The sequence below is a fragment of the Phenylobacterium sp. genome, assembly GCF_030679875.1.
Classification (GTDB): Bacteria; Pseudomonadota; Alphaproteobacteria; order Caulobacterales; family Caulobacteraceae; genus Phenylobacterium.
In genome coordinates this window covers 1-12,519 of sequence record NZ_JAUXSP010000005.1, presented here as the reverse complement: position 1 = coordinate 12,519, position 12,519 = coordinate 1, and the positions used below count along the sequence as shown (strand labels likewise).

Here is a 12,519-nt window from a genome sequence, read left to right as displayed (position 1 = left end):
CGGTGGTCCCGCCGGTCGGCGGGATTTCACCGGGCGGCCGGGCGCGCTAAACCGGGGTCATGCTGACCCCTGAACGCCTCTCCGCCCTCGAGACCGTGATCCTCGAGCTCAATCAGGCCGCCGCTGACGTGGCCCTGCCCCTGTTCCGCGCCGACCATGGCCTGGAGGACAAGGGCGGGCCCCCCGGCCTCAACGCCTTCGATCCGGTCACCGCCGCCGACCGCGGCGCCGAGGCGGCGATCCGCCGGCTGATCACCCAGCACTTTCCCGAGCACGGGGTGATTGGCGAGGAATATGGCGAGGATCGCCCGGACGCCGAGTTCGTCTGGGTCCTCGATCCCATCGACGGCACCCGCGCCTTCATCTCCGGCCTTCCCCTGTGGTGCGTGCTCATCGGCCTGCGCCACGAGGGACGTCCCGTTCTGGGATCCATCGGCCAGCCCTATCTGGACGAGATCTATCTGGGTCACGCCGGCGGCTCACGGCTGGTGTCGCGCGGCGGCTCCCGCCCCCTGAAGGTGCGCGCCTGTCCGAAGCTGACCGACGCCACCATCTCCACCACGGACCCTGAGGGGTGCTTCAATGGCGCCGAGCTCGGCGCCTGGACCCAGGTGCGCGCGGCCTCGCGCCTGGCGAGGCTGGGCCTCGACGCCTATGCCTACGCCATGGTCGCGGCCGGTTCGATGGACATGGTGATCGAGGCGGGCCTCAAGGCCTGGGACATCGAGGCCGCCATTCCGGTGATCCAGGGCGCGGGCGGTCTGGTCACCGACTGGCGCGGGGCGCCGGTGGGTCAGGCTGGAGGCCAGGTGGTGATCGCCGGCGACCAGGCCTGCCTGGACGAAGCCCTGGTGGCCCTCAAGCGCTCGGCGACGACGGCCTAGAGCACGCGCGACGTCAGAGCGTCGAATTCCGCCCAGAAGACGGCGCGCTTGTCGTCGGTCTCCATCAGGATTTCGTGCAGGGCGCCCTTGACCACCACCAGCTTGCCGTCGGGCAGGCTGCGGGCCACCTGATCCTGGGCCCCATTGTCCACCAGACGTTCCTGCTCGGCCTGGCAGATCACGACGGGGATCTTCACCGTCGCCAGGTTGGCGGGCCTGGCGAACACATCGGCGGCCCGCAGAGCGAAGTCCAGCCAGCCCCAGGTCGGCGCGCCGAGCGCCAGGTCCCGATGGGCGGCGACCTGAGCGCGGGCGCGGGAAAAGCGCACCCGGTCGTGGGTCAGCACATTGTCATCGAAGGTGTCATCGAAGGGCTTGCCCGGATCGCCCATGCAATAGGCCCCCGCCCGCCCGGTCAGCCGGTTCCAGCCCACCAGCAGCCGCACCGCCTTGGGATAGCGGCCGACCCGGACGCCGAGCATCGGCGCCGACAGGACCGCCCCGGCGAACCGGTCGGCCTGTCCCTTGGCCAGGGCCAGCAAGGTCAGGCAGCCGCCCATGGAGTGGCCGACGGCGAGCCAGGGCTTCGGGAGACGGTCTTCGAAATGGGCCAAAAGCGCGTCAAAATCGTCCAAAAAGGGCTCAAAACCGACCGCATGTCCCTTGAGCCGGTCGTCGGCCAGATCCCGGTGCGAAAGCCCCTGGCCGCGCCAGTCATGGGCCAGGACCACGAAGCCGCGCAGGGTCAGGTCTTCCACCACCTCGAAATACTTTTCGATCGGCTCAGTCCGTCCACCGCTGAGCACCACCGTCCCGCGCGCGGGGCCCCTGGCCGGGAAGAGCGCCGCCCGAAGCCGGACGCCCCCGGCGCCTGAGACCCACTCAGCCTTCCCGCCCGTGGGAACCGGAGCGGCGGGAATGTCGATCAGCGGCGCCGGTTCGGTCATGGTCAGTCCTTCAGGCGGCCTGGGCGAAGAGGGTCTGGATCTGGGCCTGCATGGACATGGCCAGGCTCATGTCAGACATGCGCATGCGGCGGCTGATCAAGGCGGTCATGGGATCCAGCCGCCGACGGCCGAGGGCGACCACGTCGTCCAGGCTGATGGTCACCACGAGGTCGGCCGGGGCGTCCTGATTGGTCACCGCCGCGCCGTCGATATGGATGAAGCCCGCCCCCTTGAGATCGATCTTGACCACATGGGGCAGCGGATCGCCGGACTGGAGCGTCTCAGCGATGCGGGTGGTCAGCTGTTCAATCGTCGCCATCGGACCTCTCGGGGGAGCTGGACCTTGGCCCGGCCCCGGCGCGATGTAAACAAACCGGCCCCGCCCCCGTGACATGCAGCCCAAGATCGATCATCATTTGCGAATAATTCTCAAGACCACGAGGAAGCCCCATGCGACTGCTCGCCCTCGCCGACCTGGATGAGCTCTATCGCGCCCCCGGCAAGGTGGTCCTGGACAAGGTGTTGGATCATGTGGAGCGACATGGCCGGGCCTTCATCGCCCATGCGCCCTTCTGTGTGATCAGTTCGGCCGGTCCGGACGGAGCGGTGGACGTCTCCCCCCGGGGCGGTGAGCCGGGCTTCGTCCATGTGAGCGAGGACGGCAAGACTCTGTTCCTGCCCGACAGGCCCGGCAATAATCGCCTCGACATCCTGCGCAACCTGCTGGCCGGGACCGGCAAGGTCGGGCTGATGTTCATGATCCCCGGCTTCGATGACGTGTTCCGCATCAATGGAACAGCCACCGCCACCGATGACGCGGCGCTGCTGGCCCAGTTCGAAGAGTTCGGCCGCCTGCCCCGCCTGGTGCTGATGATCAGGGTGGAGGAAGCCTTCCTCCATTGTCCCAAGGCTATCATGCGCGGGCGACTCTGGGACCCGGACGCACGACTGGACCGCAGCGTACTGCCCAGCGGCGCGGAGATGGTGTCCGACCAGCTGAACCTCGGCAAGCTGCCCGTCACCAATGCGCAGATCATCGACAACTACCGTCAGCAGCTCTGATCGGACTCAGGTCGGCTTGATAAAGCGCAGGGTCATCCGGTCGCTTTCGCCAATGGCCTCATAGGGGCTGCTGTCGAAGGCGGGATCGGCGGGCTGGCCCCGGGCCGAGGTGCGACGGACGGGCGGCAGGGTCCAGACCCCGAAGGGATGGTCCTTGGTGTCCCGGGGATTGGCGTTGATCTCGCTGGCCTGGTCGAGGATGAACCCCGCCTCCTGGGCCAGACGGACCACATAGGCCTGCTCCACATAGCCGTCGGCGGCGGCGGGATCCTGAACGCCCCCGGGATTGGCCCGGTGTTCCACGACCCCGAATACGCCGCCGGGCTTTAGGGCCGCGAAGGCGTCGGCGAAGGCCTTGTCGACGATGCCGGCAGCCATCCAGTTGTGGATATTCCGGGCCGTCAGCACCAGATCAGCCGAGCCGGCCGGCGCCATGGCCCCGCTGGTGGCGCCGAATGCGGTGATCTCCACATCCCCGTAGAGACGGGGACGGGCTCGCAGCTTCTGGCGATAGGCCTCGACGACCTCCACGGCGGTGGGGTCGTTCGGCTGCAGGTTGGCGGCGTAAAGCTTGCCGCCCGAAGCGGCCAGGAACGGCGCCAGGATATCGGTGTACCACCCGGCGCCGGGCCAGATCTCCACCACTGTCATCCCAGGCTTGAGCCCGAAGAAGTTGAGGGTCTCCGCCGGATGACGCCAGGCGTCGCGGGCCTTGTCCTGGGCCTCGCGCCAGTCGCCAGCCACGGCTTCCTCAAGGCTGATGGCCGAGGCGGGCTCGGCGGGCGCCGCCTCATCCTGGCGGTTGCAGCCGGTCAGGGCCGCCGCCCCGCCGGCCGCAAGGCCGGAGAGCAGCAGGCCCCGCCGGGACAGTCTCGACAACAACACGGATCAGGACGGCTTGATAAAGCGCAGGGTCATGCGGTCGCTCTCGCCGATCTCATCATACTTGGTCCGGTCGAAATCAGGGCTGGCGGTCTCGCCCCGGGCCGCGTTCTGACGAACCGGCGGCAGGGTCCAGACCCCGAACGGATGGTCCTTGGTGTCCTTGGGGTTGGCGTTGACCTCGCTGGACTCCGCCAGTTGGAAGCCCGCCTTCTCGGCGGCGGCGACAACGACCGCGGTCGCCACATAGCCGTCACGGGCGCCCTCGACCTGCGGCCGGGGATCGGCCCGGTGCTCTTCAACCGCCAGCACGCCGCCGGGCTTGAGCACGGCGTAGAAGTCGGCCAGGGCCTTGTCGAGCATACCGTCACGCCACATCCAGTTATGGATGTTGCGGGCGGTCAGGACGATATCGGCTGAACCGGGCTCGCCCAGGGGGCCCGAGACCGCGCCAAAGCCCGCATAGGTGATGTCACCAAACACCTCTGCGTCAGCGTAGCGGGCGGCGAAGGCCTCGCGGCCACGGCGGCCGGCGTCGGTCACCGCTGGGTCGTCCAGATCGGTGACCCCGGCCACATAGGCGCCGTCAGTGGCCTTGGCGTAAGGCGCCAGGATCTCCGTCCAGTAGCCGCTGCCCGGCGAAATCTCGATCACCGTCTGGCCCGGCTTGAGCCCCCAGAATGTGAGGCTGTCATAGGGGTTGCGGGCGGCGTCGCGGGCCTGATGAGCTTCGCTGCGCTGGGGCCCCGCCACGGCCTCGCGCAGGGCGGCGTCCTCGGCCTGGGCCGCCTGTCCCAGGATCAGCGCCCCGAGGGCGCCGGCGATAAGGGCGGGGAACTTGTCGTGAAACATGGTCTGGAGCTCCGGCAAGTCGTTGAGGCGGAGACCCTAGAGGCATGGGCGCATGTGGCAAGGGTTCGAGACCAACAAGGCCTTGAAACCCGCGAACCTCTCCCCAAATTCCTTCTCGAAGGTGCTGGATGTCCGGGCCTTCCGACCGCTGACGAGGCCACACCGGCTCGCCGCAGGTCGATAACCGCAACCTTGCTTAGACAAGAAGGATGTGACGCACATGCGTACCCTCGACTTTTCCCCCCTGTACCGCTCCGTCGTCGGCTTTGACCGACTGGCTGGCCTGCTTGAGACCGCTGCGGCCGACGCCGCCTCGGGCTATCCCCCCTACAATATCGAACGCACGGGCGAGAACGCCTACCGGATCGAGATTGCGGTCGCCGGCTTCCGCGCGGACGAACTCGCCATCGAGGTCAAGGAGAACCTCCTGACCGTGCAGGGCCGCAAGACCGCCAATGAGGAGGCGCGCAGCTTCCTGCATCGCGGTCTCGCCGAGCGCGATTTCGAGCGTCGGTTCCAACTGGCCGACTATGTGGTGGTGAGCGAGGCGGCCCTGGCCGACGGCCTTCTGTCCGTCACCCTGCGTCGTGAACTGCCTGAAGCGCTGAAGCCGCGTCAGATCCAGATCACCACGGGCGTCAGCTCGACCCTGATCGAGGGCGAGCAGGCCGCCTGAGGCTCAGTCCGCAGGCCAAGAGGGGGCGGCGCGGCGACGCGCCGCCCTTTTTCGTAGGTCGAGGTCAGCTTCCGGGCGGCTCGAGGCCAAGGGCCAGGGACATGTCGGCGCCCCGCAGGCTCGCGCCGCGCATCAGGGCCCCGGCGAAGTTGCAGCCTCGAACATCAGCCTCGTCGAGAATGGCGCCGGTGAGATCGGCGCCCTGGGCCTTTACGTACCGCAGCTTGGCGTGGTGGAGGTCCCCGCGGTTGACCCGGTCAGCGCTCAGCGGCAATGGGCCAAGAATGGCCTCGCGCAGATCGGCCTTGGTCAGCTTTGCGCCGGCCAGCTTGGCGCCGCGCAGATCGGCGCCCCGCAGGCAGATGCCGCGCATGTCGGCGTTTTCGAGATTGGCGCCCTGCAGATGGACGCCTGAAAGATCCATGCCCACAAGCACCGCCCCGCGGGCGCTCATCACGGACAGACGCAGGCCCCGGAGACGTTGGTCCAGGGGCCGTAGATCCAGGCCGTCAAACTTGGCCGGCTTGCCTTCCTTGCCGCCCGTCTTGCACCAGGCCTGGTTGCCGAGGGCCATTGCATGCAGCTCGTCAGCCATATCGATAGCCGTCTGGCTTGGCGACGAGAGGCAGCCATCCATATTGGCGCCCGAGGTGCGCGCGCTGCGAATCTCCACCCCGGTCAAGACCGCATCCACCAGGCGCGCACCTTCCAGATTGGCGCCAGATACATCGGCCCAGTCCATGATGGCGCCTTCCAGATTGGCGTCCTTCAGGTTGGCGCGGTTGAGCTTGGCCCCGCGCATGGAGCAGTCGGTGAAGTCGGTGGCGAAGGCCGAGACATCCTCGAGCTGCGAGCCATCAAGATTGGCGCCGCTGAGATTGGCGTGATCGAGTTCGCCGCTGCGCTGATGGTGGGTGAGTGAGGTCAGGCCCTTGGAAGGGTGCGGCATGGCCACCTGCCCCACCCGGAAGTCGGCCTGGGTCAGGTCGGCCTCGCTCAGATCGGCCCCCCGCAGGCAGGCGCCCCGCAGATCGGCCCGGGTCAGGTTGGCCCGACGAAGGTCGGCCTTGCGCAGATCGCAGCCGAACAGATTGGCCCGGGACAGGTCGGCGCAGGACAGGTTTGCGCTGTCGAAAATCGAGGACGACAGATCGGCGTCCTGCAGGTTGCGGCCAGCCAGGTTCACGCCGGTGAAGTCAATGAAGCGCAGGGCAGCCAGCTTGCCCCCTGGGCGACCGCTGATGAAGCGCTCATGCGCGGCGAGAATCATCTCGATCTCGCCGCGGGACAGTTTCCGGCGGCCTGACAGTGCGATGGCGGCTGACACTGAAACGCTCCTGACTGTTCGGCGACCCGCGACCTTTAGACGCAGAACAGAGACTCAAGGGTTAAGAGACCGACGATATTTTAAATGACGTCTGCGAGGCCGCGGGCCCCGGCCCTTCGCGCGCCGCTGATATTGACCTGCTTCAACTGAGCGCCGGAGAAGTTGGCCCGGGAGAGATCGGCGTCCTGAAGAATGGCTTGGCGCAGATCGGCGCGGGCGCAGTCGGTGTTTTTCAGCTTTGCGCCGGTCATGTTGCAGGGAAGCAGCCGGTCGGAGCCGATCAGCAGCGGGCCCATCTGGGCGTCCCGGAGGTCCGCGCCGGAGAGCTTGGCGTTGATCAGCCGCGCCCCCCGCAAATCAGCGCGGCGCAGATTGCAGGCCCGCAGATCAGCGCCGTCGAGCTGCGCGCCCTGGAGCTGCACGCCTTCCATGTCGAGACCGTAGAAGACGGCGCCCTTGGCCGACAGGGCGGTCAGGTTGAACCCGCGGATTGTCTCCAGGGCCCTCAGGTCCGCGCCGTCGAACACCGAGGGACTGCCCTCCCCGCCGCCGGTCTCGCACCAGCGGGCATGTTCGCGGATCATGGTCTTGTAGGGCAGGTCCGAGACCGCAAGCCCCGACGGCGCGTCGGTGAGGACGCCTTCCATATCGGCCTTGCTGACGTTCCAGGAATAGGTCTTGGCGCCGACCAGGATGGCGTCGCGCAGATCGGCGCCGGCAAGATCGGCGCCGGAGAGGTCGGCCCCCTGCAGATTGGCGCCGGACATGTTGGCCTGTTTCAGGTTGGCGCGGACCAGCTTGGCGTCCTTGAGGATGGCGTCGGAAAAGTCAGCCCGGGCGGCCATCACGCCCGACAGGCGCGAGCGTTCCAGGTTCGCGCCGGCCAGCACCGCGCCCTGAACCTCGCCGGGCCGCGCCAGATGTTCGAGAATTCGCAGGCCCTTGTCCCGGTCCGCTGCGGCGATGGAGCCTTCGCGCAGATCGGCTTCGAACAGATCGGCGGCGGTCAGGTTGGCGCCCCGCAGGCAGGCGCCGCGAAGATCCGCACGGCGCAGGGACGCCTCCGTCAGATTGGCCCCCTGCATGTCGCAGCCGAACAGATTGGCGTTGTCCAACCGGGCGCCCTGCATCTGGCACTCGTTCAGGCAGGCGCCGGTGAAGTCGGCGTCGGAGAGATTGCGCCCCCGCAGATCCAGGCCCGACAGGTCCTTCCACGAGAATACCGCACGGGCGCCCCCTGGCCGGGAGGTCCACAGGCGGTCGTGCCGCGCGCAAACCGCATCGACCTCTGCCTGGGTCAGGCGCCGGAGTTCGGGGATCGAGGCGGGACGGGGGGACAACATCTGGGGCCATTGCGACGGGGAGAGTCCACGCTAACCCTGCAAGATTAACGAGGCCCTTCCGACGCTTAATGCCCTGGGCGTCGGGTCCTGGCGGGGGCGTAGCCGCGGTAGAGATCCTGGGCCTCCTCGGCCAGGACGCCAAGCCGGACCTCAAGTCCGGCCGCCCTTAGCTGGCCCACACCCTGGCCGTCGGCATAGGGGGACGGGTCGGCGCAGGCGATGACCACCTGGGCGACCCCGGCCTGGGTCAGGCGCGCGGCGCAGGAGGGCGCGCCGGAGGAGCGGGCGCCACAGGGCTCCAGGGTGACATAGACCACCGCCCCTTGGGCGGCCGGGCCGGCGGCCTGCACGGCGATCTCCTCGGCGTGGGGCCGTCCGCCCAGCCCGGTTGCGCCCTCGCCCACCACCGCCCCATTTCGGACGATGACGCAGCCCACCGACGGGTTCTCCGCCGTCTGACCAAGGTGGGGACGCGCCAGGGCGATGGCGCGCCGCATGTGGGCTTGGTCGGCCTGGCTCATGGCGCCAGGGGCAGGGATTGGGCGCGGGACTCGTCCAGATAGCGGGCCGCCACCGGGGTCAGGTCTTCCGACAGCTGGATCAGCAGCGGATTGCCCGTGGGAATCTCCACGTCGATCACCGCCTCGTCCCCCAGCCGGAACAGCAGCTTGACGATGGCCCGCAGGGAATTGCCGTGGGCGACCACCAGCAGGGTTTCACCCGCCTTCAGGTGCGGGGCGATCTCACCCTCCCAGTAGGGCTGGACCCGGTCGAGGGTGGTCTTGAGGCTTTCGGTGTCGGGCAGGACGGCGCCGGCGTAGCGACGGTCGCCGGCGAAATCGAACTCGCTGTCGTGGCTGAGCGGCGGCGGCGGGACGTCATAGGAACGCCGCCAGACCTTTACCTGCTCATCCCCGTGTTTCTGGGCGGTCTCGGCCTTGTTGAGTCCGGTCAGGCCGCCATAGTGGCGCTCATTCAGGCGCCAGTCCTTGACCTCGGGCACATAGGCCTGGCCGGCGGCGGCCAGGGCCAGCCAGCTGGTTCGGATCGCCCGGGTCAGGACCGAGGTGTAGACCCGGTCGAACTGGACGCCTTCAGCCTTGATCAGTTCGCCGCCCTTGGTCGCCTGGGCCTCGCCCTCGGCGGTCAGGTCGACATCGACCCAGCCGGTGAAGCGGTTCTCGAGGTTCCAGCGGCTCTGGCCGTGGCGAAGCAGGACGAGGGTCGGCATGGGGCATCTCCGGGGCGGCGGGGGTCGCCCGTCCGGCTAGGACGCGGCTTCACCCCCGTCAAGCCGGCAGGCCGCCTTGGGCGTGGCCGAGCGCGCCGGGAGCGGCTATATCGGAGCCAATGCTTGATCGTTTCTTCTTTCCGTTGATGGCCATTGTCGCGGCGATGATCATCGCCCTGGCGCTCGTCTGGCCCCAGGGCATAGGCGCCCGCTCGCCCGGTCCGTTCGGCCACATGCCGGTCCAGCAGACGCCGGAGATGCAGGCCGCCATGAAACGTCAGACCGAAGCCTCTCAGCAGCGCATCAATCAGGCGCGGGAAACCATGCGCGGCATGCAGGCCGAAGCCATCGCGGCCCAGCCATGAGGCCCGACTTCGACGCTGTGGCCGTGGGCCGCCGGGTGCTGGCCGCGGAGTCGGCGGCCCTGACCCTGCAGGCCGAAGCGCTGGACGAGGCCTTCGTCCAGGCTGTGGACATCCTCTACGCCGCCAAGGGCCGGATCGCCTGCACCGGCATCGGCAAGTCTGGGCATGTGGCGCGCAAGATCGCCGCCACCTTCGCCTCCACCGGCACGGCGGCCTTCTTTGTCCATGCTTCGGAGGCGAGCCACGGAGACCTGGGCATGATCGGCCAGGAGGACGCCGTCCTGGCCCTCTCCAAGTCCGGCGAAGTGCGTGAACTGTCCGACATTCTGGACTACGCCAAGCGGTTCAGGATTCCGCTGATCGCCCTGACCGCCGCGCCGGGCAGCGCGCTCGGCCACGCGGCCGACGTGGTGCTACGGCTGGCCGATGCGCCCGAAGCCACCGCCGAGGTCAGCGCACCGACCACCTCGACCACCCTTCAGATCGCGCTGGGGGATGCGCTGGCCGTGGCCCTGCTGGAGCGCCGGGGTTTCACCGCCAAGGATTTCAAGACCTTCCATCCGGGGGGCAAGCTGGGCGCCATGCTGCGCACGGTCGGCGACCTGATGCATGGGGCCGGCGAACTGCCCCTGGTGTCCCACGACACGCCGATGCCCGAGGCGCTGCTGGTGATGACCGAGAAACGCTGGGGGATTGTCGGGGTGATCGATGATCAGGGACGACTGGCCGGCGCCATCACCGATGGCGACCTGCGCCGGCACATCGAGGGCCTGCTGAGCCAGACCGCTGGCCAGGTGATGACCGCAGGCCCGAAGAAGACCGCGCCGCCAGCCATGATGGCGTCCGAAGCCCTGGCTTTGATGAGCGATCCCGCACCGTCGGTCACGGTTCTCTTCGTCGTGGAGAACGACCGGCCCGTGGGCATATTGCATGTCCATGACCTGCTTCGGGCGGGCGTGATGTAGCCACCGTCGCGAACCGGCGATACGGCTTTGCGTTAAGCTGGCCTGACGGCCGGTCGTCTTTCGAGCTGTCGACCACCCACCTGCGGAGTCCAGATGCTTCTCGCCCCTCGCGCCGATCTCGTCCCCAATACGCTTGCCTATGAGAACCAACCCCTGGTGAAAGCCACGGGTTTTCGGGAATATGACGCGCGATGGCTGTTTGGCCCTGACATCAACCTGCTGGGCGTCGAGGCCCTCGGCATGGGCCTGGGCACGCTGATCCAGCAGATGGGCCAGACGAAGATCGTGGTCGGCCACGACTTCCGGTCCTACTCCCTGTCGATCAAGCAGGCCCTGACGCTGGGCCTCATCCAGGCCGGCTGCGAGGTGCTGGATATTGGCCTGGCGCTCTCGCCCATCGCCTATTTCGCCCAGTTCGACCTGGACGCCCCCTGCGTGGCCATGGTCACCGCCAGCCACAATGAGAATGGCTGGACCGGGGTGAAGATGGGCGCCCAGCGACCCCTGACCTTCGGTCCCGACGAAATGGGCCGGCTGAAGGACATCGTGCTCGGCGGCGCCTGGGAGCTGCGGCCCGGAGGCAGCCTGACCCATGTGGACGGCGTCGCCGAGCGCTACATCGCCGATGTGGCGGCGGGCCTCAGCCTGAAGCGGCCGCTCAAGGTGGTCTGCGCCTGCGGCAACGGCACGGCCGGGGCCTTCGCCGCCGAAGGCCTGCGCAGGATGGGGGTGGCGGTGGTCTATGAGATGGACTGCGAGCTGGACTGGACCTTCCCCCGCTACAACCCCAATCCCGAAGACCAGGAAATGCTGCACGAGATGGCCAAGGCCGTGCGCCAGTACGGCGCCGACTGCGCCCTGGGCTTCGACGGCGACGGCGACCGATGCGGGGTGGTGGATGACGAAGGCGAGGAGATCTTCGCCGACAAGATCGGCCTGATGCTGGCCCGGGACCTGTCGGCGCTGCACAAGGACGCCACCTTCGTCGTCGATGTGAAGTCCACCGGTCTCTACGCCACCGACGAGGTGCTGGCCGCCAATGGCGCCAAGACCGTCTACTGGAAGACCGGCCACTCCTATATCAAGCGCAAGACCGCTGAGCTGAAGGCCCTGGCCGGCTTCGAAAAGAGCGGTCACTTCTTCTTCAACGACCCTATCGGCCGCGGCTATGACGATGGCCTGGTGGCCGCCGCCGCCATCCTGGCCATGCTGGACCGCAATCCCGACAAGAAGCTGTCGGACCTGAAAAAGGCCCTGCCCGTCGCCTACACCTCGCTGACCATGTCCCCCCATTGCCCGGATGAGGAAAAGTATGGGGTGGTCGACAAGATCGTCGCCGAATACGAGGCCCTGCGGGCCGAAGGCGGCACGATCCTGGGACGCAAGATTGTCGACCTGATCACGGTCAACGGCGTGCGCGTGGCCTTGGAGGACGGTTCCTGGGTTCTGGTCCGGGCTTCATCGAACAAGCCCGAGATCGTCGTGGTGGTGGAAAGCACCAGCTCGGCGGACGACATGCGGGCCCTGTTCCACAAGGAGGTGAAGCCCCGCCTGGGCAAGCATCCGCAGGTCGGCGGCTACAACCAGGAAATCTGAGCCGGTCTCGGCGAGGTTTTGCCGCCCCGGCAGGACGCCCCATCTGGCGGCGCAGGTCGAGTTTCGGCTAGATCAGCGCCCTGACCGCCCGGCCTCGCGGCTGCGGCGCGCATGTCAATGACGGGAACCTGCCATGCAAGTAGCGATGATCGGCACGGGCTATGTGGGCCTGGTGAGCGGGGCGTGCTTCGCCGACTTCGGTCACGAGGTGACCTGCATCGACAAGGACGCGGGCAAGATCGAGCGCTTGCGGACCGGCGGCATTCCGATCTTTGAGCCGGGTCTTGAGGGCCTGGTGGCGCGCAATGTGGCGGCTGGCCGGCTGTTCTTCGAGACTGACGCCGCCGCGGCCGTGGCCAAGGCCGATGCGGTGTTCATCGCCGTGGGCA

At 67.9% G+C, this 12,519-nt stretch carries 15 protein-coding genes; 7 read left to right on the top strand and 8 right to left on the bottom strand.

The features are described from left to right. Positions 1 to 59 precede the first annotated feature (59 nt). A complete protein-coding gene (gene hisN, locus Q8K84_RS02800) occupies positions 60 to 884 on the top strand; it encodes a histidinol-phosphatase (protein WP_305280504.1) in 825 nt (274 codons plus the stop codon). Here the strand turns inward: hisN and Q8K84_RS02795 are convergent. Together Q8K84_RS02795 and Q8K84_RS02790 are read right to left on the bottom strand one after the other, a co-directional pair. After that, positions 881 to 1,831: an alpha/beta fold hydrolase gene (locus Q8K84_RS02795; protein ID WP_305280501.1), complete on the bottom strand. Its 951-nt coding sequence runs from the start codon at positions 1,829 to 1,831 to the stop codon at positions 881 to 883. The genes hisN and Q8K84_RS02795 overlap by 4 nt on opposite strands. Before the next feature lie 10 nt (positions 1,832 to 1,841). After that, complete coding sequence (locus Q8K84_RS02790; RefSeq protein ID WP_305280500.1) at positions 1,842 to 2,150, bottom strand: SCP2 sterol-binding domain-containing protein; 309 nt, start codon at positions 2,148 to 2,150, stop codon at positions 1,842 to 1,844. A 131-nt stretch (positions 2,151 to 2,281) separates the two neighbouring features. Here Q8K84_RS02790 and Q8K84_RS02785 point away from each other — a divergent pair, with 131 nt between their 5' ends. Then, positions 2,282 to 2,893 carry an MSMEG_1061 family FMN-dependent PPOX-type flavoprotein gene (locus tag Q8K84_RS02785; protein ID WP_305280499.1) on the top strand — a complete coding sequence of 204 codons (612 nt, stop codon included), beginning with the start codon at positions 2,282 to 2,284 and terminating at the stop codon, positions 2,891 to 2,893. Positions 2,894 to 2,899: 6 nt separating this feature from the next. On the opposite strand, the gene Q8K84_RS02780 is transcribed toward Q8K84_RS02785, so the two are convergent. Together Q8K84_RS02780 and Q8K84_RS02775 are read right to left on the bottom strand one after the other, a co-directional pair. After that, positions 2,900 to 3,775, bottom strand: a complete 876-nt coding sequence (locus Q8K84_RS02780) for a class I SAM-dependent methyltransferase (RefSeq protein WP_370867818.1) — start codon at positions 3,773 to 3,775, stop codon at positions 2,900 to 2,902. A 6-nt stretch (positions 3,776 to 3,781) separates the two neighbouring features. Further along, positions 3,782 to 4,627 carry a class I SAM-dependent methyltransferase gene (locus Q8K84_RS02775; RefSeq protein WP_305280495.1) on the bottom strand — a complete coding sequence of 282 codons (846 nt, stop codon included), beginning with the start codon at positions 4,625 to 4,627 and terminating at the stop codon, positions 3,782 to 3,784. Between the two features lie 220 nt (positions 4,628 to 4,847). On the opposite strand from Q8K84_RS02775, the gene Q8K84_RS02770 reads away from it, so the two are divergent. Next, positions 4,848 to 5,303, top strand: coding sequence for an Hsp20 family protein (locus Q8K84_RS02770; protein WP_305280493.1), 456 nt, complete (start codon positions 4,848 to 4,850; stop codon positions 5,301 to 5,303). 64 nt (positions 5,304 to 5,367) lie between these two features. Here Q8K84_RS02770 and Q8K84_RS02765 read toward each other — a convergent pair whose 3' ends face one another. The 4 genes from Q8K84_RS02765 to gpmA all read right to left on the bottom strand — a co-directional run bounded on the left by Q8K84_RS02765 (position 5,368) and on the right by gpmA (position 9,204). Beyond that, the gene (locus Q8K84_RS02765) at positions 5,368 to 6,630 is read right to left on the bottom strand and encodes a pentapeptide repeat-containing protein (protein WP_305280491.1); all 1,263 of its coding nucleotides are present in this window, start codon (positions 6,628 to 6,630) and stop codon (positions 5,368 to 5,370) included. An 80-nt stretch (positions 6,631 to 6,710) separates the two neighbouring features. Next, complete coding sequence (locus tag Q8K84_RS02760) at positions 6,711 to 7,973, bottom strand: pentapeptide repeat-containing protein (protein WP_305280489.1); 1,263 nt, start codon at positions 7,971 to 7,973, stop codon at positions 6,711 to 6,713. Between the two features lie 65 nt (positions 7,974 to 8,038). After that, on the bottom strand, positions 8,039 to 8,494 hold the full coding sequence (locus tag Q8K84_RS02755) for a bifunctional diaminohydroxyphosphoribosylaminopyrimidine deaminase/5-amino-6-(5-phosphoribosylamino)uracil reductase RibD (RefSeq protein ID WP_305280487.1): 456 nt from the start codon (positions 8,492 to 8,494) through the stop codon (positions 8,039 to 8,041). Next, positions 8,491 to 9,204, bottom strand: coding sequence for a 2,3-diphosphoglycerate-dependent phosphoglycerate mutase (gene gpmA / locus Q8K84_RS02750; RefSeq protein ID WP_305280485.1), 714 nt, complete (start codon positions 9,202 to 9,204; stop codon positions 8,491 to 8,493). Before gpmA ends, Q8K84_RS02755 begins: the two co-directional genes overlap by 4 nt. Positions 9,205 to 9,323: 119 nt before the next feature. On the opposite strand from gpmA, the gene Q8K84_RS02745 reads away from it, so the two are divergent. From Q8K84_RS02745 to Q8K84_RS02730, 4 genes are all read left to right on the top strand, one after another. Next, entirely contained in the window at positions 9,324 to 9,569 is a 246-nt protein-coding gene (locus Q8K84_RS02745; protein WP_305280483.1) for a hypothetical protein, read from the top strand. Then, on the top strand, positions 9,566 to 10,534 hold the full coding sequence (locus Q8K84_RS02740; RefSeq protein WP_305280481.1) for an SIS domain-containing protein: 969 nt from the start codon (positions 9,566 to 9,568) through the stop codon (positions 10,532 to 10,534). Before Q8K84_RS02745 ends, Q8K84_RS02740 begins: the two co-directional genes overlap by 4 nt. A gap of 93 nt (positions 10,535 to 10,627) precedes the next feature. Further along, positions 10,628 to 12,130: a phosphomannomutase/phosphoglucomutase gene (locus Q8K84_RS02735; RefSeq protein WP_305280479.1), complete on the top strand. Its 1,503-nt coding sequence runs from the start codon at positions 10,628 to 10,630 to the stop codon at positions 12,128 to 12,130. A gap of 133 nt (positions 12,131 to 12,263) precedes the next feature. Next, positions 12,264 to 12,519, top strand: a 256-nt coding sequence (locus tag Q8K84_RS02730) for a 2-dehydropantoate 2-reductase N-terminal domain-containing protein (protein WP_305280477.1), incomplete at its 3' end; no start/stop codon positions are given.

Excerpts from the sequence above, each read along its gene's own strand:
- hisN (WP_305280504.1), top strand. The coding sequence starts at position 60 with ATGCTGACCCCTGAACGCCTCTCCGCCCTCGAGACCGTGATCCTCGAG.
- Q8K84_RS02795 (WP_305280501.1), bottom strand. The coding sequence starts at position 1,831 with ATGACCGAACCGGCGCCGCTGATCGACATTCCCGCCGCTCCGGTTCCC.
- Q8K84_RS02790 (WP_305280500.1), bottom strand. The coding sequence starts at position 2,150 with ATGGCGACGATTGAACAGCTGACCACCCGCATCGCTGAGACGCTCCAG.
- Q8K84_RS02785 (WP_305280499.1), top strand. The coding sequence starts at position 2,282 with ATGCGACTGCTCGCCCTCGCCGACCTGGATGAGCTCTATCGCGCCCCC.
- Q8K84_RS02775 (WP_305280495.1), bottom strand. The coding sequence starts at position 4,627 with ATGTTTCACGACAAGTTCCCCGCCCTTATCGCCGGCGCCCTCGGGGCG.
- Q8K84_RS02770 (WP_305280493.1), top strand. The coding sequence starts at position 4,848 with ATGCGTACCCTCGACTTTTCCCCCCTGTACCGCTCCGTCGTCGGCTTT.
- Q8K84_RS02760 (WP_305280489.1), bottom strand. The coding sequence starts at position 7,973 with ATGTTGTCCCCCCGTCCCGCCTCGATCCCCGAACTCCGGCGCCTGACC.
- Q8K84_RS02755 (WP_305280487.1), bottom strand. The coding sequence starts at position 8,494 with ATGAGCCAGGCCGACCAAGCCCACATGCGGCGCGCCATCGCCCTGGCG.
- gpmA (WP_305280485.1), bottom strand. The coding sequence starts at position 9,204 with ATGCCGACCCTCGTCCTGCTTCGCCACGGCCAGAGCCGCTGGAACCTC.
- Q8K84_RS02745 (WP_305280483.1), top strand. The coding sequence starts at position 9,324 with ATGCTTGATCGTTTCTTCTTTCCGTTGATGGCCATTGTCGCGGCGATG.
- Q8K84_RS02740 (WP_305280481.1), top strand. The coding sequence starts at position 9,566 with ATGAGGCCCGACTTCGACGCTGTGGCCGTGGGCCGCCGGGTGCTGGCC.
- Q8K84_RS02735 (WP_305280479.1), top strand. The coding sequence starts at position 10,628 with ATGCTTCTCGCCCCTCGCGCCGATCTCGTCCCCAATACGCTTGCCTAT.